Origin of the sequence: Sphingorhabdus contaminans, from assembly GCF_007280415.1 — a bacterium.
GTDB lineage: Bacteria > Pseudomonadota > Alphaproteobacteria > Sphingomonadales > Sphingomonadaceae > Sphingorhabdus_B > Sphingorhabdus_B contaminans.
Genome location: NZ_VKKU01000001.1, coordinates 1,625,153 through 1,651,883 on the forward strand (window position 1 = coordinate 1,625,153; position 26,731 = coordinate 1,651,883).

Sequence of the window (26,731 nt, forward strand, 5' to 3'; positions counted from 1 at the left end):
CGCTGTATTAGCTAGATGATACAGCAGGACTGCGCAAGACGTATTGCATGGATGTCTTGCGCCAAGGGCAATGGCATGGTTTATTTGTTACAATGTGGAGGTTGGTGGTCCTTTATGGCTTAGCGCTTGCGGCGTTTGCATTCCTGCTGGAATGGCTCGACTTTAAACGAAGCGTACAGCACTGGTCCTTTGAGTTTTACGTTGCCTGTATCGCCATCATTTTTGTCCTTCTGGGCATCTGGATCGGGAACCGCCTGACCGCCAGACCCCGCGAAGCATTTGCCCGAAACGAAGCTGCCATCGCTTCGCTGGGGATCAGTGCCCGTGAGGTGGAGGTGCTGGAAATGCTGTCCGCCGGGCATGCCAACAAGGTGATAGCCCGCCGCCTCGACATTTCCCCCAATACCGTCAAAACCCATGTCGCGCGTCTTTATGAAAAATTGGAAGTCGCCAGCCGTACCCAGGCAATTAGCCGCGCGCGGGAACTCGATATATTGCCCTGAAATAGGGTGATATCAGCCAAATCACCCATTTGGGCGATATCTTTCGCCGATTGTCCGGCCCACAAATTTCGGGCATCCATTACCAATAGGGAGATATTTTATGGGTCGGATTATCCTCGTTTACGGCGTGATCGCTGGCGTGACCGTTGCAATACTTATGCGTGTCGCAATGATGCTTTTTCCCGAAGGCGGCACCGGCGGCATGGTCGCCGGATTTTCATCCATGATCATCGCGCTGTCCTTCGTCTTTATCGGAGTGAAGCGTTATCGCGACAGCGAATTGGGCGGTATCATTCGATTCTGGCGCGCGTTGGGAGTCGGCTTTGCGATCGCGTTCATTGCGTCGCTGTTTTACGTCGCCGCCTGGGAGCTTTATCTATACCTCACCAACTACACGTTCATGGATGAGTATATCAACGCAACGCTTGAACAGGCGAAAAGCCAGGGCAAGACTGCTGCGGAACTCGCTGCCATGGCTCGCGAAATGGACAGTTTCCGTGCGCTCTATGCCAACCCGTTCAGCCGGATGGCCGTTACCTTTACGGAAATATCGCCAATCGCCGTGCTTATGCCACTGATATCCGCCATTTTGTTACGCAACAGCCGTTTCCTTCCTTCAAAGGTGGCTACTGCTTGATTTAAAAGTGTTTTCCGATACAGTCCGCTGTATCGGGAGATACAAATATGCGTGAATTAACGATCCGGTCCGTCATTTTGGGCGGCCTCATCACTTTGCTGTTTACCGCAGCAAATGTTTATTTGGGGCTCAAGGCCGGATTGACCTTTGCGACATCTATTCCCGCCGCCGTGATTTCGATGGCCATTTTGCGTTTGTTGCCGGGCGGCACCATTCTTGAAAACAACATCGTGCAAACCATCGCCAGCGCGGCGGGAACTTTATCGGCCATTATCTTCGTGCTGCCGGGCTTGGTGATATTGGGATACTGGCAGGGCTTTCCCTTCCTGACGACCGCCGCGGTCTGCGCGACCGGCGGGATATTGGGTGTGATGTTTTCCGTCCCTCTGCGCCGTGCACTCGTTACCGGTTCGGACCTTCCCTATCCCGAAGGAAAGGCGGCTGCCGAAGTTCTGATCGTCGGATCGGCCGAAGGATCGGGGTCTGCAGAAAACAAGCGTGGCCTTGCTACCATCTTGGTCAATGCGCTTCTGTCGGCGTGTGTTTCGCTGCTGATTTCCATGAAGCTCGTGGCTGGGGAAATCGCCCGCTATTTCAAAATAGGGGCCGGGGCGACAGGCGCTTCCACTTCGCTCAGCCTGGCTCTGGTCGGGGTTGGCCATCTGGTCGGGCTTTCGGTGGGACTGGCGATGCTGTTGGGTATGGCAATTAGCTGGCTCGGGCTGGTTCCCTATTTCAGCCAGGGTGTCGCAGGCGCGGACGCGGCGGAGATCGCCGGGTCGGTGTTCCGCGAAAAAGCCCGATTTATCGGCGCAGGCACCATTGGCGTCGCCGCAATCTGGACATTGCTCAAGATCATCGGCCCGATTGTGCAAGGCCTTAAAGGCGCCATGGCCGCATCTGCCGCCCGTTCGGCGGGCGATAGTCTTGCTTTGACCGAACGCGATATTCCAATCAAACTGGTCGGCGCCATTATCGTCGCCACGTTGATACCCATCGCCTTTTTGCTCTGGCAATTTTTGGGCGCCACACCGCTTGCCGGAATGGCCGCACCCATGATTGGCCTTACTATCCTCTATATCCTGTTGGCGGGCGTGGTGATCGCGTCGGTCTGCGGTTATATGGCCGGTCTGATTGGTGCGTCGAACAGCCCCATCTCCGGCGTAGGGATATTGGCCGTGGTTGGCGCGTCACTGATGCTGCTCGGCTTTTTCGGCCGGGGTGGTACACCCGACGAAACCAGCGCGATGATCGCTTATGCTCTCTTCGCGACGGCAATCGTGTTCGGAATCGCGACCATTTCCAACGACAATTTGCAGGATTTGAAAACCGGGCAGATTGTCGGTGCGACGCCATGGCGGCAACAAATTGCGCTGGTGATCGGTGTGCTGTTCGGCAGCCTTGCCATTCCGCCGGTGCTCGATTTGCTGAACAACGCCTTTGGTTTTGCCGGCAGCGTAGGCGCTGGCGAGAATGCGCTTGCCGCGCCGCAGGCCCTGCTCATTTCGGCGCTGGCGAAGGGCGTGCTTGGCGGTGATCTTGATTGGCCCCTGCTCGGCCTTGGTGCGCTGATCGGGGTGGCTGTGATTGTTCTGGACGAACTGCTGGGCAAGGCGGGTAAACGCCGTCTGCCGCCTCTAGGCGTGGGGATGGGTGTGTATCTGCCGATGGCACTGACATTCCTGATCGTCGTCGGTACCGTGCTCGGCCATTATTACGACAAATGGGCCGAGGCGCGTCGGGATCCGGAAGCCGCCAAACGCATGGGCGTCCTTGCCGCAACGGGCCTGATCGTCGGAGAAAGCCTGTTCGGCGTGGCCTTTGCCGGAATCGTCGCGGGCAGTGGCAGCGATGCGCCGCTGGCCGTCGTCGGCGAAGGCTTTGCGCCTATCGCCGAATATGGCGGCGCCATCCTGTTTGTCGGGATTTTGTGGTGGATCTACAACCGCACAAGGCGCGAGGCCGCATAACCCCGAGCCCTGTCGCGCCGCGGGTCAGGCCGGGTCGAGACCGTCCAGAAAACGTTCGGCGTCGAGGGCCGCCATGCATCCGGTTCCCGCGCTTGTCACCGCCTGGCGATAGATGTGGTCCATGACGTCGCCGCAGGCAAAGACGCCCGGCACGCTTGTTTCCGTCGCCTGCCCCTCGGCACCGCCGCGCACCTTGATATAGCCGCCGGCCATATCGAGATGCCCTTCGAATATGCCGGTATTGGGCTTATGCCCGATGGCGATAAAGACGCCATGCAGTTCGATATCTTCGGTACCGCTGCCATCGGTTGCGGCAATACGCATACCCGTCACACCCATCGCGTCGCCGAGCACTTCGTCAAGCGTGTGGTTCCACTTGATCGTCACCTTCCCCTCCGCCTCGCGGGCGAAAAGCCGGTCCTGAAGGATCTTTTCCGCCTTCAGCTTGTCGCGGCGGTGGACCAGGGTCACATGGCTGGCAATGTTGGCGAGATAAAGCGCCTCTTCCACCGCCGTATTCCCGCCGCCAATCACCGCCACCGGCTTGTTGCGGTAGAAAAAGCCGTCGCAGGTGGCACAGGCCGACACGCCCTTACCCATGAATGCGCTCTCGCTCGGAAGGCCGAGATATTGGGCGCTGGCACCTGTTGCGATGATCACGGCATCCGCGGTGTAGTCCCCTGCTCCGCCCGTCAGGGTAAAGGGCCGTTTGGAAAAATCGACCTTTTCGATATGGTCATTCTCGATCCGCGTTCCGAAACGTTCGGCATGCTTGCGCATCCGCTCCATCAGTTCCGGGCCCATGACGCCCGCATCGTCGCCCGGCCAGTTGTCGACTTCCGTCGTTGTCATCAACTGTCCGCCGATTTCCACGCCGGTGACGATCATCGGCGTCAGATTGGCGCGCGCGGCGTAGACGGCGGCAGTATAGCCTGCGGGGCCGGAACCGATGATGATGACGGGAACGTGGCGATTGTCGGTCATGGATGCGCTTTCTGATTCTGTTGGAGCGGGACATAAGCGCCCCAACTCCGCTGGCCAAGGGGGGCGCCCTACTTATCCCCATAAATTAGGGCTTCACTTTAACGCGCCGTCCACTTATCAGGCGGCGCGTAACAAGCTTCAGGGAGCATTTTCATGGCCAAAGTCACCGTAATCTCACGCAATGGCGAAGGCCGCGAAGTAGAGGCGGAAAATGGTTTGCCGTTGATGGAAGTGATCCGCGACAACGGCTTTGATGAATTGCTCGCTCTGTGCGGCGGTTGCTGCTCCTGCGCGACCTGCCATGTGCATATCGATCCAGCCTTTGTCGACAAGCTGCCGCAAATGGGCGAAGACGAGAATGACTTGCTCGACAGCACCGATCACCGCAACGAAACATCGCGCCTATCGTGCCAGATTCCTGTCAGCGATGCTCTCGACGGCCTGATCGTCACCATCGCGCCGGAAGACTAAACCGCCGTTACCAGCCCGATCATCGCCCCCGTCATAAGGGAGGCGAGGTTGCCCGCCAGCCAGCTTTTCATCCCCAGCGACGACGCCTCGGCGCGGCGTGCCGGGCAAAGTGTGCCGATGGTCGACACCAGCAGACCTACGCTCGCAAGATTGGCAAAACCGCACAGGGCATAAGTGACGATCAGCTTGCTGCGCACGCCAAGCGCTCCTTCGGACAGGGCCGCCATATCCAGATAAGCCACATATTCGTTCAATATGGCTTTCGTCCCCATCAGTCCCCCCGCCATGCCCGCATCCTGCCATGGAACGCCGATCGCCCACATCAGCGGCGCAAATATCCAGCCGAAGAAGCGCCGCAACGTGATCGGGGCACCATCGACCAGCGGCAGGACCGTCAGCATCTGGTCCACCAGCGCGACAAGCGCGAAGACCACGATGATGACGCCGATGACAGCCAGAAACAACTGCACGCCATCCATCGTGCCGGTGATGACGGCGTCGATACTGCTTTCATATTTCAGGCTGGTGTCGTCCGGGTCCATCGCGGTGTCGCCATCACCCGGAACCATCAGCCGGGCGATCAAAATGGAGGCTGGCAGGACGATGAGCGATGCCGAAATCATGTGCCCGACAGCGTCCGGCACTGTTTTCGATAACGTCTGGGCGTAGAGGATCAGGATCGCACCCGAGATCGTCGCCATCGCAAGGACCATGACGGCAAACAGCTCGCTCCGGCTCATTTTTTCAAAATAAGCCCGCACCACCAACGGCGCCTCGACAACGCCGAGGAAGATATTGGCCCCCGCACTTAGCCCGACAACGCCGCTGACGCCCATGGTCTTACGCAGCGCCCAACTCAGCCCTCGCACGATGAGCGACAAAATCTTCCAGTGCCACAACAAAGCGGAGAGCGCGGAAAATACGATGACGAGCGGCAATATCTGGAAGGCAATGATCAGCGGAGGCTGCACACCGTCCTTCAGGACAAAGGGCAGATCCCCGCCGCCTGTATAGCCGAACATATAAGATGAACCGACCAAGGTCGCCTTTTCAATTGCCAGCACCGCATAATTGGCAAGCATCACGACATCCCACACAAAGGGGACGCGCACGATCAGCAGCGCGATGATGATTTGTAGCAAAAGCGCCCCGCCAACCCAGCGCCAACCCGGAAATGCCTTGCGATTTTCCGATACCGCCCATGCGATGAGCACAACCAGCGCGATTCCGATCAGCCCTTGCAATTGCTGCAGGACAGCAATCATCCGCGCAAGGCTCCTTCCATCGGTTCACCCAGAACCGGATAGCCATGGCCATCCGGTATGCACAACCAGGTGCCGTCCGCGCGCTTGTCGATATAGGTCTGGACCATGGTCACCGGATGCTCGGCAGCGTGATGCGCTGCCGCATCGAAAGTGCCGAACAGCGCGAGCCGTTCGAGATTCCGCCGCGTGGGAAAGATAATCATGACCTCACCACGGTCCGCCTTTTCGAGAACCTCTGCCGCCGTTGCCCAGAACAGCGCGCGATTTTCCGTATGGTCCACAGTCGCAATCGGTGCCGTCGCGCCTGCATCGGCGAGGTAAAAGCGGGTATCGAAAACGCGGCTGGCCCGCTCGAACGCCGGAGGACGCCAGCGCGACCAGGGCACCAGACGATCAAAGTCCGGCGTCCAGCCATGGCGTGCGCAAATTGCCTGCAAGCTTTCCCCGTCGTGCAGAGCCGCGCGGGCATCACCACAATCGGCGGGGTCAGAAACGCCCGACAGGCCGAGGGCTAAACCTGCTTCCTCAATCGTTTCCCTTATGGCCGCAAGCCGCGCCGCTGCCTCATCCAAGGGCAAAGGGCCGCCCAGCATCTCGGCATAGTCGAAATCGGCGGCGTCTACCTTGCCGCCGGGGAACACCGCCGCTCCGCCCGCAAAAGCCATCGCCTTTATCCGCTCAACCATCAGCAAAAGCGGCGCGCCGCCCGACGGGTTCTCGCGGAAAATCACCATCGTGGCGGCGGGCGTGGCTAAAGGTTCTTCTGTCGTGTCGGCGTTCATGCCGTCACAAAAGCATGCTTTCGTTACAGTTAGAAGCGGAAACTTAATCCGGCGATTAAACTAGTTGCTTCGGGCCCTGCAAATCCCAGCGTGCGGTTGGCATTCAGGTTGAGGCTGACATCTGGTGAAAGCGCAAAAGAGGCATTTGCGCCAACTTCTGCCCATTCATCGCTTTGCCCCGGCACATTGCGTGCGGCGACAATGCGGCTGATGGTCCCGCTTCCCGTTCCCGAGCGTGTCGCGCTGCTGTTCGACGTGGCAACAAAGGCCGCATTCACGCCGAAGCTGTGCTGCGCCTCGGGCCCGAACAATTTCTGAAGAGATATACCAGCCGTACCGGTTACACCGTCTTCGCGGGATTTGACGGTCGTTACTTCACCGGCGGGCAAGGTGACTGCGCGTCCAATGTCGATCCGGTCATAATCCACCGCCAGAAAGGGTGACGCAATGATCGTCTCGCCCAGCATGACATCATAGCTCATTCCGCCACCGATGGCGAAGCTCGAACCATCGCTGTTGATCGTCACGCGGCGGCCAAGGCGCTCGAATATTTCGGTGTCGAAGCGGCGCTGACCCAATGCGATATAGCCGTCGATGCTGAAGTCGCCAAAGCTGCGGCCACCGGACAGCGATATGGTTTCGCTGTTCACCGGCACAGCATTCAAGACACCTTGCGTCACCCCGCCACGTACGGCGGACACGGACAGCTGGATAAAGCCCTGTTCAAATTCGCGGGCGAGCGACAGACTCGCAAATTGCGGGTCCTCATCCTGCGAATATACGGTCACGCCCGCATTTAACGATGCCCGCCAATCCTTGTCATCCCCGGCATGGGCCTGCGTCAAGGGTATCAGGCTTGCTGCGGCGCACAGGCCGATAATCAAGATTTTCATAAACTGCCTCCTGTTGAATCGCCCCGTTTCCGGGGCTGGTGCGCATTCAACGAACGATAAATGAAAAACCTTCGAAATTTTTTCGAAGGGTTTTTGCTTTATATACGTAAAGCATGTGAACCGCATTATGATGAGTGACGAAATGATGCAGCAAGCGATCAAGTTGACGCAGGAAAATGATGACGAGCTGGTGGCCCGAATTGCCGCCAGGGATCATGGTGCCATGCGGCTGGCCAGTGATCGCCACGCCAATATGGTCTGGCGCGTCGCCTACCGGATGCTGGGTGACGCTACCGAAGCTGAGGATGTTGCACAGGAATCACTCCTAAAACTCTGGAATCACGCGGATCGCTGGAAAGCTGGTGGTCCGGGTATTGCGCCCTGGCTAAAGAAGGTCACCGTCAATCAGTGCCTCGACCGGCTGCGGCGCAAACGCTTTGCCAGCGACGAAGAGGTACCCGAGCGCGAGGATGAAACGCCGCTGGCCGATCGCCAAATCGAGGCGGTGGAGACCGGACAGGCCGTGAAGGACTGCATCGAGACCCTGCCCGACCGGCAGCGCGCCGCCGTCATCCTGACCTATTATGAAGAGCAGCCCAATCAAGGCGCAGCGGAAACTCTGGATATGCAATTGAAGGCTTTTGAATCGCTGCTGTTCCGGGCGCGGTCCAGTCTGAAGGGCTGTGTCGAACGCAAGGGCGTCGTTGCACAAGGGAGGGCAGGATAATGACTGAACCCGCATACTCGCCCGAAATGGAAAAGGCGTTGAACAGCTATACCGTTCCGCCTGCACCCGCCGGATTTTCCGACCGTCTGATGGCCCGCATTGCCAGCGGTGACACGGGAACTGTTGCGACGGCCATGCCCGAGCTACCGGCACGTCGGCGGACGCCAAGCCCGTGGCGACGGACGAGCCGGATTGTCGGTTCCGTTGCGTTATTTTCGCTCGCGACCGCGACTGCTGCAGCCGCAGGCGTATTCGGCCATCCGGTATATTTGCCGGGCATCACCGAAGCTCTGGTCAAGGCGGAGATTGTTGACGCACCGGCACCGCGGCCACAACCAAGACCCGCTTTGATTGCGGAGCAGACCCCGCAAACGGAAATTGTAACGCCTGTTGTGGAAGGACAACCACAGGGAAGTGCCGCCGTGACATCGCGCCTGACCGCCTTGCGCGAAGATCCGCGTTTTGCCGAACTGACGCCCAGACAAAAGATGGCGGTTGCGGGCCGCGAAGTCCGTACCATGGTCCGCAGCGGCGAAGTTACCCGCCAGGAAGCACGCGCCGCCGTTCGTGAAATGGCACGCAACGCCGATCCCGCCACCAAAGCCGCCGTGCGCCAGGCGATTGCAGAGCGCCGGGAGCAAAGGCTTGAACGGCGCAACAGCGCTGTTGCCACCACCGATAGGGGCACCGCCGAACCGCTTGCGGTGACCACGCCATCGACCGGGGATGAGGAGCAAGTGGCTGTACAAGAAGACGCTGCACCTGCTCTTGCTGCGGGCAAGCTGACCGAAGAGCAGGTCGAAGTCCTTCGTGAACGTCTGCGCACCGCCAGCCCGGAACAGCGCGCCGCGCTTCGCAACGCATTGCGCGAACGCCGGCAATTGCGCCAGCAACGGCGTGCGCAGTGAGGGTGATGGGCATTAAGAACGGAGCCTAACTCGCCTCTCCCCTTCAGGGGAGAGGTACGCAGTCTTATGGCTTTAGCCATTAGACGAAGTGGAGAGGGGGAGGTCGGGCACGAACCTCGCCGTCGCTGCCCCTCTCCAACTCCGCCTAGGCCTCACGGCCAAGGCTCCGTATCCTCTCCCCTAAAGGAGAGAGGGAATAACCCGCCTTTTTTTCCCGAACAATAATTCCAAAAAAATTTCGAAGGGTTTCCGAGCCTCATGCGTTTCAGTTTCAGGAGCGGGGAAATTCTCCCTCCCCTCGAAAACTGGAGAATGAACATGAAATATCTTATTGCACTTCCTCTCGCCGCCCTTGCCTTTGCCGCATCGGCCAATGCCCAGACCAGTAAGACGGTCACCATTGAAAAGCCCAAGGGCACCGCAACGAAAACCGTGACCCGCGACAATGGCAATCTGACCGTTGATGCCACCGCAACCCGTGCCAGCGACGGTGCGACAGCAACGCATCACCGCGAACGGACGAAAACCGAAGATGGTGTCAGCGGTAGCGGATCGCAGACCGGCTTCAACGGCAAGACCCGTTCCTATGAATATGACCGCGTCCGTACCGAGGACGGCTTCACCACCACCGGTTCCGCCGTCGACAAGCAGGGCCGCAGCTATGAATATGACGCCTTTGGCCGCAAGACCGAAACAGGCCGTGAAACCGGCCGCACCGTTCTGCGCGATGGCGAACAGGTCTATAACCGCACCAGCAATGTGAACCGCGCCAATGGCCAGGTTACCCGCGATGTGAACGTAACACGCGCGCAGGATTTCCGTCCGAAAAAGGCTCTTCCGATCCGTCCGGGCAAAGCCCTGAAGCGCGGCGGCAACTAAGCCGCGATGCCGGGGACAGTCCCAGAAGGGGCTGGCCCCGACAGTAAAAGCTGACCCTTCCAGTTTGCCGCGCGCCTGTCCGCACTCAGGGCGCGCGGCAAGCCCGTCCCCCCGCCCGGGCATGCGACCCCAAAATCGCCCGGGCACCCTATGGGGAGCAGTGATGCGGGCCTCCACATCCCTGCTCCCCACCCTTTTTGGGAATGTGCCGGTGGTGTATAAAAATTGCACATGCATCCAAGACGTGCCACCTTTTGCGGCACGCAAGGGCCGGAGGACAAAATGGGCATCATCGAATTATTGGGACTCGCCGCCAGCCTGAGCCTGCTGTCGGGGTGGCGTTTTTACCTCACCATATTTGCAACCGGCCTGGCAATGCATTTCGATATCGTGCCGTTGCCCGAAAATCTCCAGATGCTTGATATTCTCGCCAATCCCTGGATTTTGGGGATCAGCGCACTGGGCGCGGTGGCGGAGTTTTTTGCCGACAAGATTGCGTGGCTCGATTCCATCTGGGACGGCATACACACGCTGGTCCGGCCCGTGGGCGGGGCGCTTCTGGCGCTGGCGATTGTCGACAGCTCGGATCCCACATGGCAGGTAATCGCCTTCCTCTTGGGTGGCGGAGCTGCCTTTGCCAGCCATGCGACAAAGGCCAGTGCACGGGCGGCGGTCAACACCAGTCCCGAACCGTTCAGCAATATTGTGGTGTCCAGTGTCGAGGATGTCGCAACGGGCGGGTTGCTCGTCCTTGCCTTTGCCAATCCGATTGCGGCGCTGCTTATCGCCCTGACGCTGCTGGCTCTGGCGATATGGGGTTTGTGGGCGGGCTACCGGGCGTTCCGGCGGCTATTTCCGAAACCGGTGGCGCAGCAGGAATCGCAGGGGCCGCCGCAGGACTAGTTCCCGTTCCCCGGGCAAAGATGACATTGGGGTTGGCCACCGGCACAATGGGTTGCGGTAACTTGCCGCTAAAGCCGGCGTAGAGGAAACCGCCATTTTCCAGCGTTTCCAATATCCATTCCCGCTTGTCCGGTTCCACCACGAAACAGCCTTCGCTCGACCCCGGGCGGCCCCGCGCGGCGATCAGGTCGGCGTTGAAATAGCGGCGGCGTTCGGGGGTGTAGCTGTGCACGACAATGTCGCGGGCGCGCATCTGGTTGTTGCTGGGCTCCAGCCCGTCGAGCCGCAGGGACAGGCCGTTGATGCCCACATAACGCTCCCCGCCCCGCGCCGCGCCGAGTGACGAGGTCAGGCTGTCCTGCACATTGCTGAACACGCTGGCATAGCCGTCGTCGTCGGGATCGGAGCCAATGCCGTGCGCCACGCGGATCGGGCTGTCCAGCCCCTCACCGCTGCGCAGGTCGACGCGGTAAAGGCGCGGTTCGCTGCTGTGCCGGGCGAAGTCGACGATAACGATGACCGCAGGGCCGCTGCTGCGTCCAAAGCTGCAATGATGTTCGCGGAATTTCGACACCGCGGCGGAAAACAGCCCGGGATCCAGACGCTGCCGCGGCAACTCGAACTCGCTATAATAGCCAAAGCCGATGGCCCGCTCGGCAAGGGTCAGCGTATCGCAGCTGATCTCGGCGCGCGGGGGTTTGACATAGACGGGCTGCGCGACGGGGGCGTTGCCGGTGCCGCTCTGGAACACGATGGGCGGCGCGGCTTCCTGCGCCAAGCACGGCGATGCGGCCAGTGCGCACGTCACCGCAATATATTTCCGCAAGATGCTGTACCGAGTCATGCGTCTGCCCAAGCCCTGCCCAAAAGCCCATTAGCCCAACGTTGCGACCATTATTTCGTTCCATTATGCTGCAATTGCGAGATTTCGCAAGCTTGGGAAAAACCCTGCCTTGAAATGGGACGCAACACAGGCCATCTCGAAGGACACGCGCCCTCTTGCGCAATTAGAACAAATCTGGAACAACTGGCCCCATGTCACTCACCCATATCAAGGTGCGCGGTGCGCGCGAGCATAATCTCAAGGGCGTCGATATCGACCTGCCGCGGGACAAGCTGATCGTCATTACGGGCCTGTCGGGGTCGGGCAAGTCGTCGCTGGCCTTTGACACCATCTATGCCGAGGGGCAGCGCCGCTATGTGGAGTCCCTCTCCGCCTATGCGCGCCAGTTTCTGGAGATGATGCAGAAACCCGATGTCGAGCATATCGAGGGCCTGTCCCCTGCCATCTCCATCGAGCAGAAGACGACGAGCCGCAACCCGCGCTCCACGGTCGCCACCGTGACCGAGATTTACGACTATATGCGCCTGCTCTGGGCGCGCGTCGGCGTTCCCTATTCGCCCGCCACGGGCCTGCCGATCACCGCCCAGACCGTCAGCCAGATGGTCGACCGCGTCATGGCCCTGCCCGAAGGCACCCGCGCCTTCCTGCTCGCGCCCGTGGTGCAGGGCCGCAAGGGCGAATACCGCAAGGAACTGGCCGAGTGGCAGCGCTCCGGCTACACCCGCGTGCGCATCGACGGCGAATTTTACCCCATCGAAGAAGCCCCCGCACTCGACAAGAAATACAAGCATGACATCGAAGTCGTGGTCGACCGCATCGTCGTAAAGGACGGCATACAGCAACGTCTGGCCGAAAGTTTCGAGGCGGCGTTAAAGCTTGCCGATGGCCTCGCCTTTGTCGATCTCGCCGATGGCGTTGTTCCGGGGCGGGAGGATGAGACGGCGACCACCGGCTCCATGAAAGGCACTGGCCTGCCCGCCAACCGCATCGTGTTCAGCGAGAAATTCGCCTGCCCGGTCAGCGGCTTTACCATCGCCGAAATCGCCCCGCGCCTCTTCTCCTTCAACGCGCCGCAGGGCGCCTGCCCCGAATGCGACGGGCTTGGCGAGCGGCAGGAGTTCGACCCGCAACTGGTCGTCCCCAACGAACATCTCAGTCTGAAAAAAGGGGCGATCGTGCCCTGGGCAAAGTCCAACCCGCCCAGCCCCTATTATATGCAGGTGCTCGCCAGTCTGGCGAAGGCCTATGGTTTCAGCCTCGATACCCCGTGGGAAGAGCTGCTGCCCGAACAGAAGCTGATCATCCTGCACGGCACCGGCGGGATGCCGGTCGAGCTGACATTCAAGGACGGGCGCAAGGAATATACGGTGCGCAAGGCGTTCGAGGGCGTCATCGGCAACCTCAACCGCCGCCTGCTGCAAACCGACAGCGCATGGATGCGCGAGGAGCTTTCCAAATACCAGACCGCGCAACCGTGCGAAACCTGCCACGGCGCGCGTCTGAAGCCGGAGGCGCTGTCGGTCAAGATCGCCGGCGTCGATATCTCCGTCCCCACACGAATGAGCGTCGCCGACGCCGTGAACTGGTTCGCCAGCGTCAACGACACGCTGACCAACCAGCAGCAGCAGATCGCCAAGGCCATCCTCAAGGAAATCAACGAACGGCTGGGATTCCTCAACAATGTCGGGCTCGATTATCTCAACCTCGACCGCACATCGGGCACGTTGAGCGGCGGCGAAAGCCAGCGTATCCGCCTCGCCAGCCAGATCGGATCGGGCCTGTCGGGCGTGCTCTATGTGCTCGACGAACCCAGCATCGGCCTGCACCAGAAGGATAATGACCGCCTGCTGGCCACGCTGCGCCGCCTGCGCGATCTGGGCAACACGGTCATCGTCGTCGAACATGACGAAGACGCCATCCGCACCGCCGACTGGGTGGTCGACCTTGGCCCCGGCGCCGGGGTGCATGGCGGCACCGTCATGGCCGAAGGGACGCTGGACCAGATATTGAAGGCCAAGGGCAGCCTGACCGCCGACTATCTGAACGGCACGCGCGAGATTGCGGTGCCCAAGACACGGCGCAAGGGCAACAAGAAGAAGCTGACCGTTCATGGCGCGCGCGCCAACAACCTTAAAAATGTGACCGCCAGCATTCCGCTCGGCACCTTCACCTGCATCACCGGTGTGTCGGGGTCAGGCAAGTCCAGCTTCACCATCGACACGCTCTACGCCTCTGCCGCCCGCGCGCTGAACGGCGCGCGCGTTATTGCGGGCGCGCATGACAAGGTGACCGGCCTCGAACATTGCGACAAGGTGATCGACATCGACCAGTCGCCCATCGGCCGCACCCCGCGCAGCAACCCTGCCACCTATACCGGCGCCTTCACCAATATCCGCGACTGGTTCGCGGGATTGCCTGAATCCGAAGCGCGCGGGTACAAGCCCGGCCGGTTCAGCTTCAACGTAAAGGGCGGCCGCTGCGAAACCTGTAGCGGCGACGGCCTGATCAAGATCGAGATGCACTTCCTGCCCGACGTCTATGTGACGTGCGAGGAATGTAACGGCAAACGTTACAACCGCGAAACGCTGGAGGTGAAGTGGAAGGGCCTGTCCATCGCCGACGTGCTCGACATGACGGTGGAGGATGCGGTGGAGGTGTTCAAGGCCGTCCCGCCCATCCGCGACAAGATGATGATGCTTGCCGAAGTCGGCCTCGGCTATGTCAAGGTGGGGCAGCAGGCGACGACCCTATCGGGCGGCGAAGCGCAGCGCGTCAAACTCGCCAAGGAACTCAGCCGCCGCTCCACCGGCCAGACACTCTACATATTGGACGAGCCCACCACCGGCCTCCATTTCGAAGATGTCCGCAAATTGCTGGAGGTCCTCCACCGCCTGGTCGAACAGGGCAACAGCGTGGTGGTGATCGAACATAATCTCGACGTCATCAAGACGGCGGACTGGATTATCGATCTGGGGCCGGAGGGCGGCGTCAAGGGCGGCGAGATTGTCGCCGAAGGAACGCCGGAGGATGTGGTGAAGGTGCCCGCGAGTTATACGGGGCATTATTTGAAGCCGATGTTGGGGCGGGAGTAGTGACGCAACAACCTCGCACCTTGTGAGAGAGGATACAAAGCCCTGGTGCTTGCACCTAGGCGTAGTTGGTGAGGGGTTCCGCCCTATCGGTCGCGCGCAAAGTCAAAGCCCGGCCCTGCCGAAACCGAGCGCCAATTTGGTCCCACACAAAGACACGAAGGCACAAAGAAGGAGGGAAACAAAATGCCAATATTGACTTTCCCTACTTATGTAGTTACATAAAGTGAAAATCACGTTCGACCAGCTCAAGCGCGAAATCACGTTAGCCGAACGTGGCTTCGATTTCACCACAGATGCGGCGCTAGTTTTTGCAGGGATCACTATAACCCTGACGGACGAACGCTTCGAGTATGTTGAGGAGCGGTTTCAAACCTATGGTTTGTTGAACGACTGGATGGTGATGGTGGTCTGGACAGCGCGCGGTGATGCGCGACATGTCATTTCGATGAGGAAGTGCAATGATCGAGAACAAGCCAAATTTGGAGAGCAATTGGGTCGATCCTGATGACGCACCCGAATGGACCGATGAAATGTTCGATGCAGGCGAAATCCGCATCGGCAACAAGGTCATTCGTCCCGCAACCGGCGTCCTAACCAAAGACGGCATCCGCCCGATCGGCCGTCCGCCAATTGGCGACGCGCCCAAGAAGCAAGTAACATTGCGCCTCGATGCCGACCTAATCGACCGCTTCCGCGCGAGCGGCAAAGGATGGCAGTCGCGGATTAACGAGGCGCTGCGCAAGGCGGCGGGGATTTAGGCAGCTTTGGAACTATGGCAACGCATCATTCCGAATAATCATCAAAAACATCTTGCGCAATCGTCCACAATATTTGCCCAATATTCAGCTAAGGCTTACATGAGATGCTTACAGGAAAACAAATAGACGCCCGAAAAATCATCCAGCATGGTGATGAAAACTGCTATAGAAAAACAAGCTATGATTTACGTGCAGGTAAAATAATCAAGCCTGATGGCGAAGAAGCAACAAGTTATACCGTACCTCCACAAGGATTGGTCGAAATTATTTCGAAAGAACGGATAATTTTGCCTGATAACATCTCCGGATTCGCTACGGTAAAGACAGGCCTTTCCACTAACGGGATGCTTGCACTCAACATAGGTATAATCGATCCGGGATATGAGGGCCCCATATCCAGCTTTCTGCTTAATTTCAGCAAAGTACCCTTTAGGTTAGCCGAGGGGGATGTGTTTCTTCGGACGCATTACGTTGCGCTGGACGATACTCAAAATGTTGCTGAAAGCAAAAGAGCAGACGACACTGCGTATATTAATGAGAAAAAACAGAAAATTGCAGGACGGTTTGGAAACACATTTTTAAATGTGGATGAAATTGCAGATGGTCTTGTAAAAGGGTATACCATGAAAGCCTTAGGGTTTGTGGCTGGCGTTGCCTTTATTGTTACCTTTGCATCGCTCCTTGCGAATTATAGCATGGTCACTTTTATGCGCAGCTGGGTGGAGCCAAGAACCTCTGTAGAGCAGCAGATCAGCGAAAAGCTGAAAGCCGATCTCAAAATTCGTGATGCTGAAATAGACGAAATGCGAACTGAAATTCGGGAAATGAAGCTCCGCAACATGGCCGTTGCTAATGGTCGCGCGGATAAATAGTGGATTTAGATAATGAGCCAGTTTGAACACATAAATGATGTTTTGAAAGCTACCGCGCAATCCTGCATCGGCAGCGGCTCAGCCACAAGTCCTCGAGGTATGAGCACGCTTGAAGTCATCGGATACAACTTTTCTTTGACAAATCCACGAGCAAGGATTGTCGGATTTCCTGATCGTCGCTGGAGTCTTCCATTGGCAATCGGCGAGTTTTGCTGGCATATGCGCGGAGACAATTCAGTTGAAGCCCTGTCCTATTATGCAGATGCTTGGTCCAGTTTCTCGGACGATGGAATAACCGTTCGTGGCAGTTGCTACGGAAACAAGGCATTTTCGAGAATTCATGGCGATAGCTCTTGGGATCGTTGCAAGTCGCTATTGCGCAACGATAAAGATAGCCGACGAGCAGTAATTACATTTGATGTTTTAGATGAATCCGATCTGACTACCCGAGACAAATCATGCCTTACAACGATGCAATTTTTAATCAGGGAAGCAAGGCTATCACTGGTAGCAAACATGCGCAGCAACGACATTTACCTTGGTCTGCCGTATGACGTTTTTCTCTTTACGATGATGCAGGAAGTTATGGCGCTTGAGTTGGGAGTGGACGTCGGTGCTTACACCCATTTCGTGGGGTCTCTTCATGTGTATGAGCGAAACATCGCTGCTATCAGCTCCCAATATAATCGGGAGAGTAATCGGTCTACGATGCCAAGAATGACAGATTTGGATCAACTTCCCGATTTCTTAGCGGCAGAACTCGCCATTCGCGAAGGAAGAGAAACGAAGCTGGATTCATTCGCTCCCTATTGGGCTTCGCTGCTACAGCATTTGACTAATTTCAAGCAACGGCGACTTCGTGCGAACGACGCTGTTGCAGCTTAAGGTAACCGATCAGCTACCGAACGGCGCACTGCGTAAACCAAACCCCCTTCTCAACCCGTTCCCAATCGGCCACACTTCCCTCATGACCGCATATCGCCCCGAATTCGAAGCCGCGCTGCGCCTTTTTGCGCGGGTGAGTGAGGCTATGCATGAACTCGGCTTTCAACGTCCCATCCTCGTCGGCGGCGCGGCGGCGGAGTTTTATTCGCAAAGTGCGATCAACACCGGCGACTTCGATCTGTGTACGCCACGGCAAGAAGCGCTTGAAGCGGAAATGCAGAAGGTCGGGTTCGTAAAGCCGTCGGGCGCCGGACAGATGACCAAGGGCTGGATTCACCCCGAACTTAGGCTCGGCTTTGAAGTTGTTGCGGATGTTCCCATGGACGGCGGCTATGACCGCGACACGCTGGCGTTGATCGAGAATTTCACCGACGAAGGCGCGTTCGCCGTGATCTCGGTCGAAGATCTGATTGCCGACCGCATGGGCCAATATGCATCGGGAACGGCACGCGACAGGCTGCAGCAGGCGCAGACATTATACAGGCTTCACCCATCGCTCGATAAAGTGTATCTGGACCGGCGTATCCGCGAAGAAACGATAAATGACTATGGCATCGAAGCGCTTGAAAGCTGAAGAGAAGTGGACCGGACGTCGCGTAGACTTCCCGGTGTTCAGCGACGCCTTGTCCAAACGCCGCGCAGAACTCGGCAATCCGGAGCTGGCCCGCAACAGCGGCAAAAACCGGACAGAGAGCAAAAAGGCACTGCTGAAGGCAATCAAAGACGCGGGCGGGAACTGGTAACCACCCCCATTGAAATGTAGGCAATCCCCTGCCACCCTCCCCGCATGACTGCGCGCGCCTCTGTTCCGTCGCTTCGCTCCCCCGCCTCCCCCGCTCTTAATTTAAAGCAACAAAGGATACATTTTCGCACCCGTTTTGCGTGTCTTTTGTATCTTTATCTCTGCGCCCCTCGCCAAGGTCATGGGACCCGTCTAAGCAACGACATGTCATGCGGGCGTCATCTTCTTCTGCGACGCCGCGCGGGTTTGTTGAAGGAGAGTTTCATGCGTCACCCATCTTCCCTGTTGCTCGGCCTTGGCCTGATCGTGGCGGCGGCTCCGGTTTTGGCCCAGACGGCGCCCTCCCCCGCTCTGCCCCCTGCGTCCGCACCGGCCAAGCCGCCGGTCGCCACCAGCGAAGGCTATTTAAAGGCGGGACAGGAGGAACTGAAACGCCTGCAGGCGGACAAGCCCAATAACCGCAAGGCGCGCAATATCATCCTGTTTATCGGCGACGGCATGGGCATCAGCACGCTGACCGCCGGACGCATATTCGAAGGGCAGCAGCAGGGCGTCGACGGGGAATCCTTTGTTGTGCAAATGGACCGCCTGCCCCACACCGCTTTGGTCAAAACCTATTCCCATGACGCACAAGTCGCCGACAGCGCGCCGACCGCCACCGCTCTGGTCGCCGGGGTCAAAACCAAAAATGGCGTGATCGGTGTCGGGCCGGAGGCGGTTGAAAATGACTGTGCGGCCACCGCGCCGTTCAAGGTGCCGTCGCTGTTCGAAATGGCGGAGGACAAGGGCTATGCCACCGGCGTTGTCACCACCGCGACCATTACCCACGCCACCCCTGCCTCCACCTATGCCCATGTCGCGCAGCGCGATTGGGAGGTGGATTCGCGTATGCCCGAGGCCGCAAAGGCCGCAGGCTGCACCGATATTGCGCGGCAGATGGTCGAATGGCCACATGGCAATGGCCTTGACGTCATGCTGGGCGGTGGACGGGCGCATTTCCTGCCCGCCGCTACGGTCGATCCCGAATATCCGGCGTTCAAGGGGCTGCGCGCCGATGGCAAGGACCTCGCCGCCGTGTGGCAGGCCGCCAATCCCAAGGCCGCCTATGTGTGGAACAGCGACAGTTTCAACGCGGTCGATGTGCAGAAATCGACCAAGCTGCTCGGCCTGTTCGAACCATCGCATATGCAGTTTGAGGCCGACCGGACCGCGGCGGGGGAGAAGGAGCCATCGCTGGCCGATATGACGCGCAAGGCGATTGCGATGCTGTCGAAGAACCGAAAGGGCTATGTCCTGATGGTCGAGGCCGGGCGCATCGACCATGCCCACCATGCCGGCAATGCCCGACGCGCGTTGCAGGATACGGTGGCGCTGAACGCCGCGTTGAAGGCGGCAATGGAGAGTGTCGATCTGTCCGATACGCTGATTGTCGTGACGTCGGACCATAGCCACACCTTCACCATGTCGGGCTATCCCGAACGGGGCAATCCGATTCTGGGTGTGGTGGCCGCGCCCATTGGCACGCCGACGCTGGCGAAGGATGGCAAGGCCTATACGACGCTTGGCTATGCCAACGGCCCCGGCGCGGTGTCGGCGGCGGAGCGGGCGGACCCGTCGAAGGAGGATACCGAGGCGCTGAACTACCGCCAGCAATCGCTGGTCGGGCTGTCGTCCGAAACGCATGGCGGCGAGGATGTCGTGGCGCGGGCGGCGGGGCCGAAGGCGCATCTGTTCAAGGGGACGATCGAGCAGAACACGATATTCCACATCCTGCGCGCGGCGCTGGGTCTTTAGGCGGGGGCTTGTAAGTCGGTGGAGCGGACCCCAATTCTTTGCATGGGTTTGGAGCCTGTGAAGGAAAGTTGAGAATGATGCGAACATATTCCCTGATACTGCTCCCCTGCCTTGCCCTGTCCCTTGCCGCCTGCGGTGAAGGGGGCGTGCTCGACGAAAGCGTCAAAACGACGGTGCGCGAACAACTGGTCGCGACCTGCACCGCCACGGCCGAAGGGCAGATACCCGAGGGGGTCACGGTCGACCTCAACCAGGTCTGCGACTGTGCCGCCGACAAGGTGCTGGACGGCAAGAGCGTTCAGGATCTGGTGGCAAATCCGCCCACCAGCGCGGAGGATTTGACCCAGGTGCGCGAATGTCTGAAGGAGATGGGACCTGTTAAACTGAACCCTGTCGGCACATAGAAACCCCCGCCCGGAGGGGAGGACTCTCCGGACGGGGGTCTTTAGGCCCTTCCGACCTGCTAGGGGGAATGGAAGGGCTGTATTTTCAGGCTCCCCTTGAAAAGGAGAGCCTAGAAAACTCAGGGCATGACGACGGTATCGACGACATGGATAGTGCCGTTCGATCCGATCATGTCGGCGCCGGTCACCGTGGACTTGTTGCCCTTGGCATCGGTCAGGATGATCTTGTCGCCGTCCATGCTGGCCTTCAGGCTGCCGCCGTTGAGCGTCTTGATGCTGGCCATGCCTTTGGCGGCGGTGATCAGTTGGGCAATGTCGCCGGACTTCAGATTTCCGGAAACGACATGATATTTCAGGATATCGCCCAGCTTGCCCTTGCTTTCCGGCTTCATCAGGCCGTCCAATGTGGCCTTGTCGACCTTGGCAAAGGCATCATTGCTGGGGGCAAAGACGGTGAACGGACCCGCACCGTTCAGGGTTTCGACCAGACCGGCCGCGGTCAGGGCCGAAACAAGCGTCGAAGCCTGCGGGTTGTTCTGGGCCAAGCCGACGATGGTCTGGTCACCGACCGGGGCCTGCGCCACCATGGTGTCGCCAGCCGTCTCGTTCTGGACAACCTCGGTATCGGCAGCAACCGGATCAGCCGGCGTCTCGCTCGAACAGGCCGCCAGCGACAGGGCGGACATGGTGGAGATAAGCGCGATTTTCATGCTTTTCATAACTGGTTCCTTTAAAAAGGCTTGTCCCTCGGGCGGTCATAACCCTGCCACAGGGCAAAAGGTTGCATCGGCCCCAACAAAAAGTCGCCTCGGCAAACCGGTTCATCGAAAGCCGGCCCGGCATCAGACAACTTGCACCACCCCGCAGCGGCGCTATGGGCAGGAACCATGGGTAACCTCGCCGAAACACTGCGCAATACCGCCACCCGCCTCGCCGGGGTCAGCACCACGGCACGGCTCGACGCCGAACTGCTGGCGGCGCATGCCCTCGGCCTGGAACGGTCCGAGATGTTGCTCAGAATGGGCGATCTCGACATACCACAGGGATTTGACGCACTGGCAGAAAGGCGGCTGCGTAACGAACCGGTCGCTTATATCACCGGACGGCAGGCATTTTGGGATCTCGACCTTGTTGTGACGCCAGATGTCCTTATTCCCCGTGCCGACAGCGAAACGTTGATTGAACTGGCGGTTGACCATTTCAACCGCGGCACAACCCAACCGGCGCGCATATTGGACCTCGGTACAGGCTCCGGCGCACTCCTGCTCGCATGCCTCTCGGCTTTTCCGTCAGCAAGCGGCGTCGGTATGGACGCTAGTGCCGCCGCCTTGGCCGTGGCAGAGGCCAATGGCGACAGGCTCGGCTTTGCATCGCGGGCACGCTGGGTGCATCGCAACTGGGCCGAACCGGGCTGGCACGATGATCTCGGGCTGTTTGACCTAGTCGTCTCCAATCCGCCCTATGTCGAAACAGATGCTGGTCTGGACGCGATGGTGGCCGACTATGAACCCCATTCCGCATTATTTGCAGGCCCCGACGGACTGGACGATTACCGCCTTCTCGTTCCGCAACTGGCATCGCTGCTGGCGCCGGGGGGCATCGCCATATTTGAAATCGGGCATAATCAGGCCGGGGCTGTTAGCGATTTGGCAAGCAATGCCGGTTTATCCACTGAAATGCGCCGCGATCTGGCTGGCAAACCCCGCGCTCTGCGCTTTTCGCTTGGAATCGGGGGTATGAACGGCTAGGACGCATAGTGCATCGCAGCAAAATCGCCCCGACCCGGGCCTTTCGCGCGAAGCCGCCCCCCAGCGCAGATGGTATGATATCAAGGTCGGGGATGACCTTGGCAGAACCCTAAGGACTGGGTTCAAGGGGGCACCAAGCAACAGTTATGCTAAGCAGAGGACAGGGCAAATCCTGATGAATACCAACAACCGGCAGCAGAATAACAACAACCGGCGTCGCGGTCGTAACAACAATAACCGTCAGCAGAACAACAACCGCAATGGTTTTGACTATCAGAACCAGATCGACAATCGTGCGCGCGGAAACGCTGCGCAAATGCTGGAAAAATACAAGAAACTTGCGCAGGATGCCCAATTCAACGGCGATCGCGTCAACGCTGAATATCATCTGCAATTTGCTGACCATTATTTCCGTGTCCTCGCCGATTTCCGCAGCCGCCAAGAAGCTCGTCAGGAACAGCAGGGCGAACGCCGCCCACGCGACGAATGGCGCGATCAGGACCGTGAAGGCAGCTTTGAGGAAATGGAGTCGGGTGAAGCAGCCGAGCGTGAAAGCGAAAGCGAAGTTAATGTGGACGATGCCGAAGAGCAGCCTCGCCGCGAATCACGCGACAATCGCCCTCGCCGGAATGACCGGAATGAGCGCGGTAATCGCGATGGAAACCGCGCTCCGCGGCGGCATCACAGCGAAGAAGGTGATGACGAACCAGCAAGTCTGGACCTGGCCGTGTTGCCACCCTCAATCGCCCTTGCATCTTCGGACGAGGGAGATGTCGAGATTGAGGCTGTAAAATCGGCCCGCAAGCCACGTGCACGCCGTCCCAAATCGGCAAATGACGAGGAAACGGCTACCGCTGCCGAGTAATTTCCGATCCATGCGTTAAGCATCTGGTCATGTAGGAAAAATTAGCTCATTCTCCATATATCTTTATTGGGGGAGAGATGAGATGCGCCATTTGCTGCTTTTGGGAATGGGTTGCATCTTTGCAGCCCCCCTTTCCGCCCAAGGCGATACAACCACCGCACAAGGCGATGTTGCCGTCACTATTTATCAGAACGGCCAAAGCCTCATCCAAGATAGCCGGCAAATGAACTTGCCGTCGGGCCGGTCGAAGCAGGAATTTCCTGACGTATCGGCCCAAATTCGCGCAGAAACAGTAACCCTGACCGGACCGGGTATCGGTATTGTCGAGCAGAATTTCGACTACGACCTTTTGACGCCCGCAAAACTGATGGAAAAGGCGGTCGGACAAACGGTGACGTTACTGCGAACCAATGTTGCGACTGGAGTCGAAACCCGGGTCCGTGCAAAAGTACTGGCCGCAAATGGCGGCGTAGTGCTGCAAATCGGCGACAGCATCGAGGTCTTACGCGACGACGGGCTGCCAGTCCGCGTGATATTCGATCGCGTCCCGCCGAACTTGCGCGCCCGCCCTACTCTGTCGGTTACAGTTGAATCAAAAGGCGGTTTGACTCCTACCACTCTGACATATTTGACGCCGGGTCTCGGCTGGACATCGGATTATGTCACCCTTTTCGATGACGCGAAGCAGACCATCGATGTCCAGGGCTGGGTTACCCTGACCAACAGCACCGGCACTGACTATTCGAACGCCGATGTATTGCTGGTTGCCGGAAACCCCAATCAAGGGGGTAACCGCCGCATGTACCAGACCCCCTATAGCCCATCGACCGGAACGATTGACGAAGCTGGAACGGAGTCCAATAATCGCGAACGGCTGGGCGACTATTATCTTTATCCCTTGGGGGAGCGTACTACGATAGCCAATGCACAGCAAAAACAGGTCAGCTTTCTGGATGTGAAGTCGGCGCCCGCCCGTAACACATATGAATTCAACAATGGCTGGCTTGCGACCAATGAGGCAGCCAGCGCGTCATCCGTACTTAAATTTTCCACGTCGCGCAGCGGTGGGCTGGGTGATCAGCTGCCTGCTGGCACGATGCGCGTGTATATGCGCGACAAACGCGGCGATCCGCAATTTATTGGGGAAAGCCGCATAGAAGCTACACCCATGGGTAGCGCGATGTCGATCCGGACAGGTGAGGCCTTTGACGTAAAAATCAAAACCGTGGTGGAGGAACGCACCCGTATAAACAGCAATCGCTGGAAAACCCGCATGCGCTATGAAATCACCAATGCACGTAGCAATGCCGTCACCGTTGATCTCGGCCAAAACGGGCTTTGGGGGGATGTGCGGATCAGTGAGCAGAGCCAAGAAGGAAAAAGGGTATCTGCCGACCGCATTGAATGGAGTGTTCCGGTCCCTGCAAATGGCAAGGCGACCGTAACCGCCACATTCGACAGCCGTTATTAAGCCTGTGCGCGGGCTCGTTGCCCTTTTCTTGGCGTTGGCCACGACTCCGGTCGCGGCACAAACGGTCGTGGTTTCAGAAGAACCCGAAGCCGTCTCGCTTACCGTGTACCGTGGCGAGAAATATGGGGGACAAGCGATCGATCCTAATTGGCCGACCGGTTACGCCCTTGTAACGGAAACGCGCACCCTCACCATTCCAGCAGGAGAAAGCGTGATACGCTTTGAAGGCGTCGCCGAAGGGATGTTCCCCGAAAGCGCCATCGTCACCGGCCTTCCCAAAGGCGTGAAAGAAAAGAACCGGGATGCCCGGCTACTGTCGCCATTAGGATTGGTCGATGCCTATCTGAAGCGACAAGTGACAATTACCCGCACCGAACGGGCGACTGGAAAGACGCGCGAATACCCCGCAATGATTACATCAGCGCCCGGCGGAGCTGTTATCCTTCAAACCAACGACGGATATGAAGCCTTGCATTGTACGGGTTTGCCGGAGCGGATGGCATTTGCGCAGCTACCTGCAAAACTGTCTGCAAAACCCACCTTGTCGGTTATTACACAAAGCGATGGACCGGTAACGGCTAAAGTTACTTTGACCTACATGGCTGCCGGCTTCGATTGGGAAGCCAACTATATCGCGCAAGTCCAAAATCGTGGGTCAGACGGCAAAGGTAAGGTCGACCTTTTTGCATGGCTGACCTTAGCCAACGGAGGAAACCAGAGTTTCACAAATGCCAACACGATGGCCATCGCCGGCAAACCGAACCGTGAAAACAATGGACCGCAAATCAAACCAACGGGCGGCAGCCTGGAACTGAAATGCTGGCCCAACCAACGCACCCATGAAGTACCTTATAATTTAGGATATATTCCCGCTCCGCCTCCTCCGCCGCCCGCGCCTGCGGCATATATGGACGAAGAAGGTGACAGCATTGTTGTGACGGCCCAGCGAATGCGGGGTGAGTCCTTAGCCTCTTACTCTCCTATCGCGGTGGTGGTGGCGGAGCAGGAGAATTTAGGCGACCTTAAACTCTACCGTATTCCTGAACCGGTAACAGTCAACGCAAAGGGGCAAAAGCAAGTTGCGATGCTGGTCAAGCCAGGCGCCGCGTTTACACATCACTATTCCGCATCTGTAGAAAACTACGGTGTGCAGAGCGAGCCCATGACATTGATGCTGCGCGGAAAAAACACGATTGACAAAGGCCTCGGGCTTCCGATGCCGCAAGGTCAGGTTTTGGTTTTTGAGAACAGCGAATATGGCCCCCTGCTTGCAGGTGAAGTAACGCTGCAGGACCGTGCGGTCGGGGAAGATGTGGAGATTGCAGTCGGCACTTCGGTGGATGTGCGCATGCAGGTGACCCCACAGTCGGAAAAAGCGAACAATCAGCGGTGGAAGATCGAGGTCACCAATTCCCGCAATACGCCGGTCAACATTGAGGTCGAGATCCCCTACGAGCTGCGAGGAAAATCGAAAGCCGTCACCAAAGTCAACGGGATACCAACTTGGAAAACTATCGTGGCTGGAAACGACAGCGCAACGCTATCTTACGAAATAAAGCTGGAACGGGATTAGCTTTCGGGCAGAGGCCGAGGTTTATGCTGCTCATCAAGTGCAACAAAGGTGAACAACCCTTCCGTCACTTTAACCTCTTGTTGTCCCCGCTCACGCGTCGCGATGACTTCTATGCGTATACCCATTGATGTCCGCCCGCGCCGTTCAAGCGAGGCGTAGACCGAGATGATATCGCGCAACAAGATCGGTGCGATGAATTCCATTTTTTCGATGGCGACGGTCGCACAGGCGCCCTGCGATACGCGCCCAGCGACAATACCGCCAGCCTGATCCATGACACCGAGCACCCATCCACCGAATATATGCCCATTGGCATTAATGTCGCTTGGCCCAGGAATAACACGCAGAATGGGATCAGTCCGCTTTGGGAGGTTACGAATAGTGTCGCTCATCGGTCGGCTTCGTCTTTGAAAATGTCTTCGATTGATTCATCGTGACCAGTACCACTGGACAAAAATACCAATCCCATAAGAGCCGCGGTCAACATCATGGCGCCAACGATAGCGCCCGCAGTCGCAATGAAAAAATGTATAGAGACCATGCCATTAAACCACCAAAAGCTTCCCAGCACTAGCAGCGTGACGGTCACTGTAACCAACAGCATCCACCGCATAAGGCGCCAATAGCGCTTCCAAGCATAGCTGGCATATTCAGGATCTTCTAGGCGAGATGGTCGGGTCATGGCTTGATAAGGCCTCCTT

Annotated in this window: 28 protein-coding genes and 1 pseudogene; 21 read left to right on the plus strand and 8 right to left on the minus strand. The window is 58.3% G+C overall.

Annotation, left to right across the window (positions count from 1 at the left end):
* The first annotated feature begins 47 nt into the window (after window positions 1–47).
* The 3 genes from FOM92_RS07845 to FOM92_RS07855 all read left to right on the plus strand — a co-directional run bounded on the left by FOM92_RS07845 (window position 48) and on the right by FOM92_RS07855 (window position 3,110).
* Window positions 48–503: a response regulator transcription factor gene (locus FOM92_RS07845; RefSeq protein WP_211347361.1), complete on the plus strand. Its 456-nt coding sequence runs from the start codon at window positions 48–50 to the stop codon at window positions 501–503.
* Between the two features lie 100 nt (window positions 504–603).
* The gene (locus FOM92_RS07850; protein WP_143776180.1) at window positions 604–1,140 is read left to right on the plus strand and encodes a DUF4199 domain-containing protein; all 537 of its coding nucleotides are present in this window, start codon (window positions 604–606) and stop codon (window positions 1,138–1,140) included.
* A gap of 47 nt (window positions 1,141–1,187) precedes the next feature.
* Window positions 1,188–3,110: an OPT family oligopeptide transporter gene (locus FOM92_RS07855; protein ID WP_143776181.1), complete on the plus strand. Its 1,923-nt coding sequence runs from the start codon at window positions 1,188–1,190 to the stop codon at window positions 3,108–3,110.
* 24 nt (window positions 3,111–3,134) lie between these two features.
* Here the strand turns inward: FOM92_RS07855 and trxB are convergent, their stop codons facing one another.
* The gene (gene trxB, locus FOM92_RS07860; RefSeq protein WP_143776182.1) at window positions 3,135–4,094 is read right to left on the minus strand and encodes a thioredoxin-disulfide reductase; all 960 of its coding nucleotides are present in this window, start codon (window positions 4,092–4,094) and stop codon (window positions 3,135–3,137) included.
* 153 nt (window positions 4,095–4,247) lie between these two features.
* Here trxB and FOM92_RS07865 point away from each other — a divergent pair, with 153 nt between their 5' ends.
* On the plus strand, window positions 4,248–4,565 hold the full coding sequence (locus FOM92_RS07865) for a 2Fe-2S iron-sulfur cluster-binding protein (RefSeq protein ID WP_143776183.1): 318 nt from the start codon (window positions 4,248–4,250) through the stop codon (window positions 4,563–4,565).
* Here the strand turns inward: FOM92_RS07865 and FOM92_RS07870 are convergent.
* Genes FOM92_RS07870 through FOM92_RS07880 form a run of 3 tightly spaced genes read right to left on the minus strand, consistent with a single transcriptional unit; the run spans window position 4,562 to window position 7,505 of the window.
* Window positions 4,562–5,830 (minus strand): NupC/NupG family nucleoside CNT transporter, encoded by a 1,269-nt coding sequence (locus FOM92_RS07870; protein ID WP_143776184.1) that lies wholly within the window; start codon window positions 5,828–5,830, stop codon window positions 4,562–4,564. The two genes, FOM92_RS07865 and FOM92_RS07870, sit on opposite strands and share 4 nt — an antisense overlap.
* Window positions 5,827–6,612, minus strand: coding sequence for an NUDIX hydrolase (locus tag FOM92_RS07875; protein WP_246087191.1), 786 nt, complete (start codon window positions 6,610–6,612; stop codon window positions 5,827–5,829). Before FOM92_RS07875 ends, FOM92_RS07870 begins: the two co-directional genes overlap by 4 nt.
* Window positions 6,613–6,641: 29 nt before the next feature.
* Complete coding sequence (locus FOM92_RS07880) at window positions 6,642–7,505, minus strand: autotransporter domain-containing protein (protein WP_170226819.1); 864 nt, start codon at window positions 7,503–7,505, stop codon at window positions 6,642–6,644.
* A gap of 127 nt (window positions 7,506–7,632) precedes the next feature.
* Here FOM92_RS07880 and FOM92_RS07885 point away from each other — a divergent pair, with 127 nt between their 5' ends.
* The 4 genes from FOM92_RS07885 to FOM92_RS07900 all read left to right on the plus strand — a co-directional run bounded on the left by FOM92_RS07885 (window position 7,633) and on the right by FOM92_RS07900 (window position 10,922).
* Window positions 7,633–8,232: a sigma-70 family RNA polymerase sigma factor gene (locus FOM92_RS07885; RefSeq protein ID WP_143776186.1), complete on the plus strand. Its 600-nt coding sequence runs from the start codon at window positions 7,633–7,635 to the stop codon at window positions 8,230–8,232.
* Complete coding sequence (locus FOM92_RS07890) at window positions 8,232–9,140, plus strand: hypothetical protein (RefSeq protein WP_143776187.1); 909 nt, start codon at window positions 8,232–8,234, stop codon at window positions 9,138–9,140. The genes FOM92_RS07885 and FOM92_RS07890 overlap by 1 nt, the downstream gene beginning before the upstream one ends.
* Before the next feature lie 318 nt (window positions 9,141–9,458).
* Entirely contained in the window at window positions 9,459–10,019 is a 561-nt protein-coding gene (locus FOM92_RS07895) for a hypothetical protein (RefSeq protein ID WP_143776188.1), read from the plus strand.
* A gap of 282 nt (window positions 10,020–10,301) precedes the next feature.
* Window positions 10,302–10,922, plus strand: a complete 621-nt coding sequence (locus FOM92_RS07900) for a DUF4126 domain-containing protein (RefSeq protein WP_143776189.1) — start codon at window positions 10,302–10,304, stop codon at window positions 10,920–10,922.
* A gap of 88 nt (window positions 10,923–11,010) precedes the next feature.
* On the opposite strand, the pseudogene FOM92_RS16080 reads toward FOM92_RS07900, so the two are convergent.
* Window positions 11,011–11,766, minus strand: a pseudogene (locus tag FOM92_RS16080) (murein L,D-transpeptidase catalytic domain-containing protein); the annotation flags it as partial.
* Window positions 11,767–11,957: 191 nt separating this feature from the next.
* Here FOM92_RS16080 and uvrA point away from each other — a divergent pair.
* The 9 genes from uvrA to FOM92_RS07950 all read left to right on the plus strand — a co-directional run bounded on the left by uvrA (window position 11,958) and on the right by FOM92_RS07950 (window position 20,373).
* The gene (gene uvrA / locus FOM92_RS07910; protein WP_143776191.1) at window positions 11,958–14,858 is read left to right on the plus strand and encodes an excinuclease ABC subunit UvrA; all 2,901 of its coding nucleotides are present in this window, start codon (window positions 11,958–11,960) and stop codon (window positions 14,856–14,858) included.
* A gap of 223 nt (window positions 14,859–15,081) precedes the next feature.
* Window positions 15,082–15,363, plus strand: coding sequence for a BrnT family toxin (locus FOM92_RS07915; protein WP_143776192.1), 282 nt, complete (start codon window positions 15,082–15,084; stop codon window positions 15,361–15,363).
* Window positions 15,317–15,616 carry a BrnA antitoxin family protein gene (locus FOM92_RS07920; RefSeq protein WP_211347362.1) on the plus strand — a complete coding sequence of 100 codons (300 nt, stop codon included), beginning with the start codon at window positions 15,317–15,319 and terminating at the stop codon, window positions 15,614–15,616. The genes FOM92_RS07915 and FOM92_RS07920 overlap by 47 nt, the downstream gene beginning before the upstream one ends.
* A 104-nt stretch (window positions 15,617–15,720) precedes the next feature.
* Entirely contained in the window at window positions 15,721–16,488 is a 768-nt protein-coding gene (locus FOM92_RS07925) for a dCTP deaminase domain-containing protein (RefSeq protein WP_143776193.1), read from the plus strand.
* 12 nt (window positions 16,489–16,500) lie between these two features.
* Window positions 16,501–17,373, plus strand: coding sequence for a thymidylate synthase (locus FOM92_RS07930; protein ID WP_143776194.1), 873 nt, complete (start codon window positions 16,501–16,503; stop codon window positions 17,371–17,373).
* A gap of 82 nt (window positions 17,374–17,455) precedes the next feature.
* Window positions 17,456–18,007: a hypothetical protein gene (locus FOM92_RS07935; RefSeq protein WP_143776195.1), complete on the plus strand. Its 552-nt coding sequence runs from the start codon at window positions 17,456–17,458 to the stop codon at window positions 18,005–18,007.
* Window positions 17,976–18,176 (plus strand): hypothetical protein, encoded by a 201-nt coding sequence (locus tag FOM92_RS07940; RefSeq protein WP_246087192.1) that lies wholly within the window; start codon window positions 17,976–17,978, stop codon window positions 18,174–18,176. The genes FOM92_RS07935 and FOM92_RS07940 overlap by 32 nt, the downstream gene beginning before the upstream one ends.
* A 263-nt stretch (window positions 18,177–18,439) precedes the next feature.
* On the plus strand, window positions 18,440–19,969 hold the full coding sequence (locus tag FOM92_RS07945) for an alkaline phosphatase family protein (protein ID WP_143776196.1): 1,530 nt from the start codon (window positions 18,440–18,442) through the stop codon (window positions 19,967–19,969).
* A 74-nt stretch (window positions 19,970–20,043) separates the two neighbouring features.
* The gene (locus FOM92_RS07950; protein WP_143776197.1) at window positions 20,044–20,373 is read left to right on the plus strand and encodes a hypothetical protein; all 330 of its coding nucleotides are present in this window, start codon (window positions 20,044–20,046) and stop codon (window positions 20,371–20,373) included.
* A gap of 119 nt (window positions 20,374–20,492) precedes the next feature.
* Here the strand turns inward: FOM92_RS07950 and FOM92_RS07955 are convergent, their stop codons facing one another.
* Window positions 20,493–21,092, minus strand: a complete 600-nt coding sequence (locus FOM92_RS07955) for a fasciclin domain-containing protein (protein ID WP_143776198.1) — start codon at window positions 21,090–21,092, stop codon at window positions 20,493–20,495.
* A 168-nt stretch (window positions 21,093–21,260) separates the two neighbouring features.
* Between FOM92_RS07955 and prmC the strand changes: the two genes are divergently transcribed.
* From prmC to FOM92_RS07975, 4 genes are all read left to right on the plus strand, one after another.
* Entirely contained in the window at window positions 21,261–22,121 is an 861-nt protein-coding gene (prmC, locus tag FOM92_RS07960; protein ID WP_143776199.1) for a peptide chain release factor N(5)-glutamine methyltransferase, read from the plus strand.
* A gap of 175 nt (window positions 22,122–22,296) precedes the next feature.
* Window positions 22,297–22,986 (plus strand): DUF4167 domain-containing protein, encoded by a 690-nt coding sequence (locus FOM92_RS07965; protein WP_143776200.1) that lies wholly within the window; start codon window positions 22,297–22,299, stop codon window positions 22,984–22,986.
* Between the two features lie 82 nt (window positions 22,987–23,068).
* On the plus strand, window positions 23,069–24,457 hold the full coding sequence (locus FOM92_RS07970) for a DUF4139 domain-containing protein (protein ID WP_143776201.1): 1,389 nt from the start codon (window positions 23,069–23,071) through the stop codon (window positions 24,455–24,457).
* 4 nt (window positions 24,458–24,461) lie between these two features.
* The gene (locus FOM92_RS07975) at window positions 24,462–26,030 is read left to right on the plus strand and encodes a DUF4139 domain-containing protein (protein ID WP_143776202.1); all 1,569 of its coding nucleotides are present in this window, start codon (window positions 24,462–24,464) and stop codon (window positions 26,028–26,030) included.
* Here the strand turns inward: FOM92_RS07975 and FOM92_RS07980 are convergent.
* The gene (locus FOM92_RS07980; RefSeq protein ID WP_143776203.1) at window positions 26,027–26,422 is read right to left on the minus strand and encodes an acyl-CoA thioesterase; all 396 of its coding nucleotides are present in this window, start codon (window positions 26,420–26,422) and stop codon (window positions 26,027–26,029) included. The two genes, FOM92_RS07975 and FOM92_RS07980, sit on opposite strands and share 4 nt — an antisense overlap.
* A complete protein-coding gene (locus FOM92_RS07985; RefSeq protein ID WP_143776204.1) occupies window positions 26,419–26,712 on the minus strand; it encodes a hypothetical protein in 294 nt (97 codons plus the stop codon). The genes FOM92_RS07980 and FOM92_RS07985 overlap by 4 nt, the downstream gene beginning before the upstream one ends.
* Window positions 26,713–26,731: the final 19 nt, after the last annotated feature.

Excerpts from the sequence above, each read along its gene's own strand:
- FOM92_RS07845 (WP_211347361.1), top strand. The coding sequence starts at position 48 with ATGGATGTCTTGCGCCAAGGGCAATGGCATGGTTTATTTGTTACAATG.
- FOM92_RS07850 (WP_143776180.1), top strand. The coding sequence starts at position 604 with ATGGGTCGGATTATCCTCGTTTACGGCGTGATCGCTGGCGTGACCGTT.
- FOM92_RS07855 (WP_143776181.1), top strand. The coding sequence starts at position 1,188 with ATGCGTGAATTAACGATCCGGTCCGTCATTTTGGGCGGCCTCATCACT.
- trxB (WP_143776182.1), bottom strand. The coding sequence starts at position 4,094 with ATGACCGACAATCGCCACGTTCCCGTCATCATCATCGGTTCCGGCCCC.
- FOM92_RS07865 (WP_143776183.1), top strand. The coding sequence starts at position 4,248 with ATGGCCAAAGTCACCGTAATCTCACGCAATGGCGAAGGCCGCGAAGTA.
- FOM92_RS07870 (WP_143776184.1), bottom strand. The coding sequence starts at position 5,830 with ATGATTGCTGTCCTGCAGCAATTGCAAGGGCTGATCGGAATCGCGCTG.
- FOM92_RS07875 (WP_246087191.1), bottom strand. The coding sequence starts at position 6,612 with ATGAACGCCGACACGACAGAAGAACCTTTAGCCACGCCCGCCGCCACG.
- FOM92_RS07880 (WP_170226819.1), bottom strand. The coding sequence starts at position 7,505 with ATGAAAATCTTGATTATCGGCCTGTGCGCCGCAGCAAGCCTGATACCC.
- FOM92_RS07885 (WP_143776186.1), top strand. The coding sequence starts at position 7,633 with ATGATGAGTGACGAAATGATGCAGCAAGCGATCAAGTTGACGCAGGAA.
- FOM92_RS07890 (WP_143776187.1), top strand. The coding sequence starts at position 8,232 with ATGACTGAACCCGCATACTCGCCCGAAATGGAAAAGGCGTTGAACAGC.
- FOM92_RS07895 (WP_143776188.1), top strand. The coding sequence starts at position 9,459 with ATGAAATATCTTATTGCACTTCCTCTCGCCGCCCTTGCCTTTGCCGCA.
- FOM92_RS07900 (WP_143776189.1), top strand. The coding sequence starts at position 10,302 with ATGGGCATCATCGAATTATTGGGACTCGCCGCCAGCCTGAGCCTGCTG.
- uvrA (WP_143776191.1), top strand. The coding sequence starts at position 11,958 with ATGTCACTCACCCATATCAAGGTGCGCGGTGCGCGCGAGCATAATCTC.
- FOM92_RS07920 (WP_211347362.1), top strand. The coding sequence starts at position 15,317 with ATGATCGAGAACAAGCCAAATTTGGAGAGCAATTGGGTCGATCCTGAT.
- FOM92_RS07925 (WP_143776193.1), top strand. The coding sequence starts at position 15,721 with ATGCTTACAGGAAAACAAATAGACGCCCGAAAAATCATCCAGCATGGT.
- FOM92_RS07930 (WP_143776194.1), top strand. The coding sequence starts at position 16,501 with ATGAGCCAGTTTGAACACATAAATGATGTTTTGAAAGCTACCGCGCAA.
- FOM92_RS07935 (WP_143776195.1), top strand. The coding sequence starts at position 17,456 with ATGACCGCATATCGCCCCGAATTCGAAGCCGCGCTGCGCCTTTTTGCG.
- FOM92_RS07940 (WP_246087192.1), top strand. The coding sequence starts at position 17,976 with ATGACTATGGCATCGAAGCGCTTGAAAGCTGAAGAGAAGTGGACCGGA.
- FOM92_RS07945 (WP_143776196.1), top strand. The coding sequence starts at position 18,440 with ATGCGTCACCCATCTTCCCTGTTGCTCGGCCTTGGCCTGATCGTGGCG.
- FOM92_RS07950 (WP_143776197.1), top strand. The coding sequence starts at position 20,044 with ATGATGCGAACATATTCCCTGATACTGCTCCCCTGCCTTGCCCTGTCC.
- FOM92_RS07955 (WP_143776198.1), bottom strand. The coding sequence starts at position 21,092 with ATGAAAAGCATGAAAATCGCGCTTATCTCCACCATGTCCGCCCTGTCG.
- prmC (WP_143776199.1), top strand. The coding sequence starts at position 21,261 with ATGGGTAACCTCGCCGAAACACTGCGCAATACCGCCACCCGCCTCGCC.
- FOM92_RS07965 (WP_143776200.1), top strand. The coding sequence starts at position 22,297 with ATGAATACCAACAACCGGCAGCAGAATAACAACAACCGGCGTCGCGGT.
- FOM92_RS07970 (WP_143776201.1), top strand. The coding sequence starts at position 23,069 with ATGCGCCATTTGCTGCTTTTGGGAATGGGTTGCATCTTTGCAGCCCCC.
- FOM92_RS07980 (WP_143776203.1), bottom strand. The coding sequence starts at position 26,422 with ATGAGCGACACTATTCGTAACCTCCCAAAGCGGACTGATCCCATTCTG.
- FOM92_RS07985 (WP_143776204.1), bottom strand. The coding sequence starts at position 26,712 with ATGACCCGACCATCTCGCCTAGAAGATCCTGAATATGCCAGCTATGCT.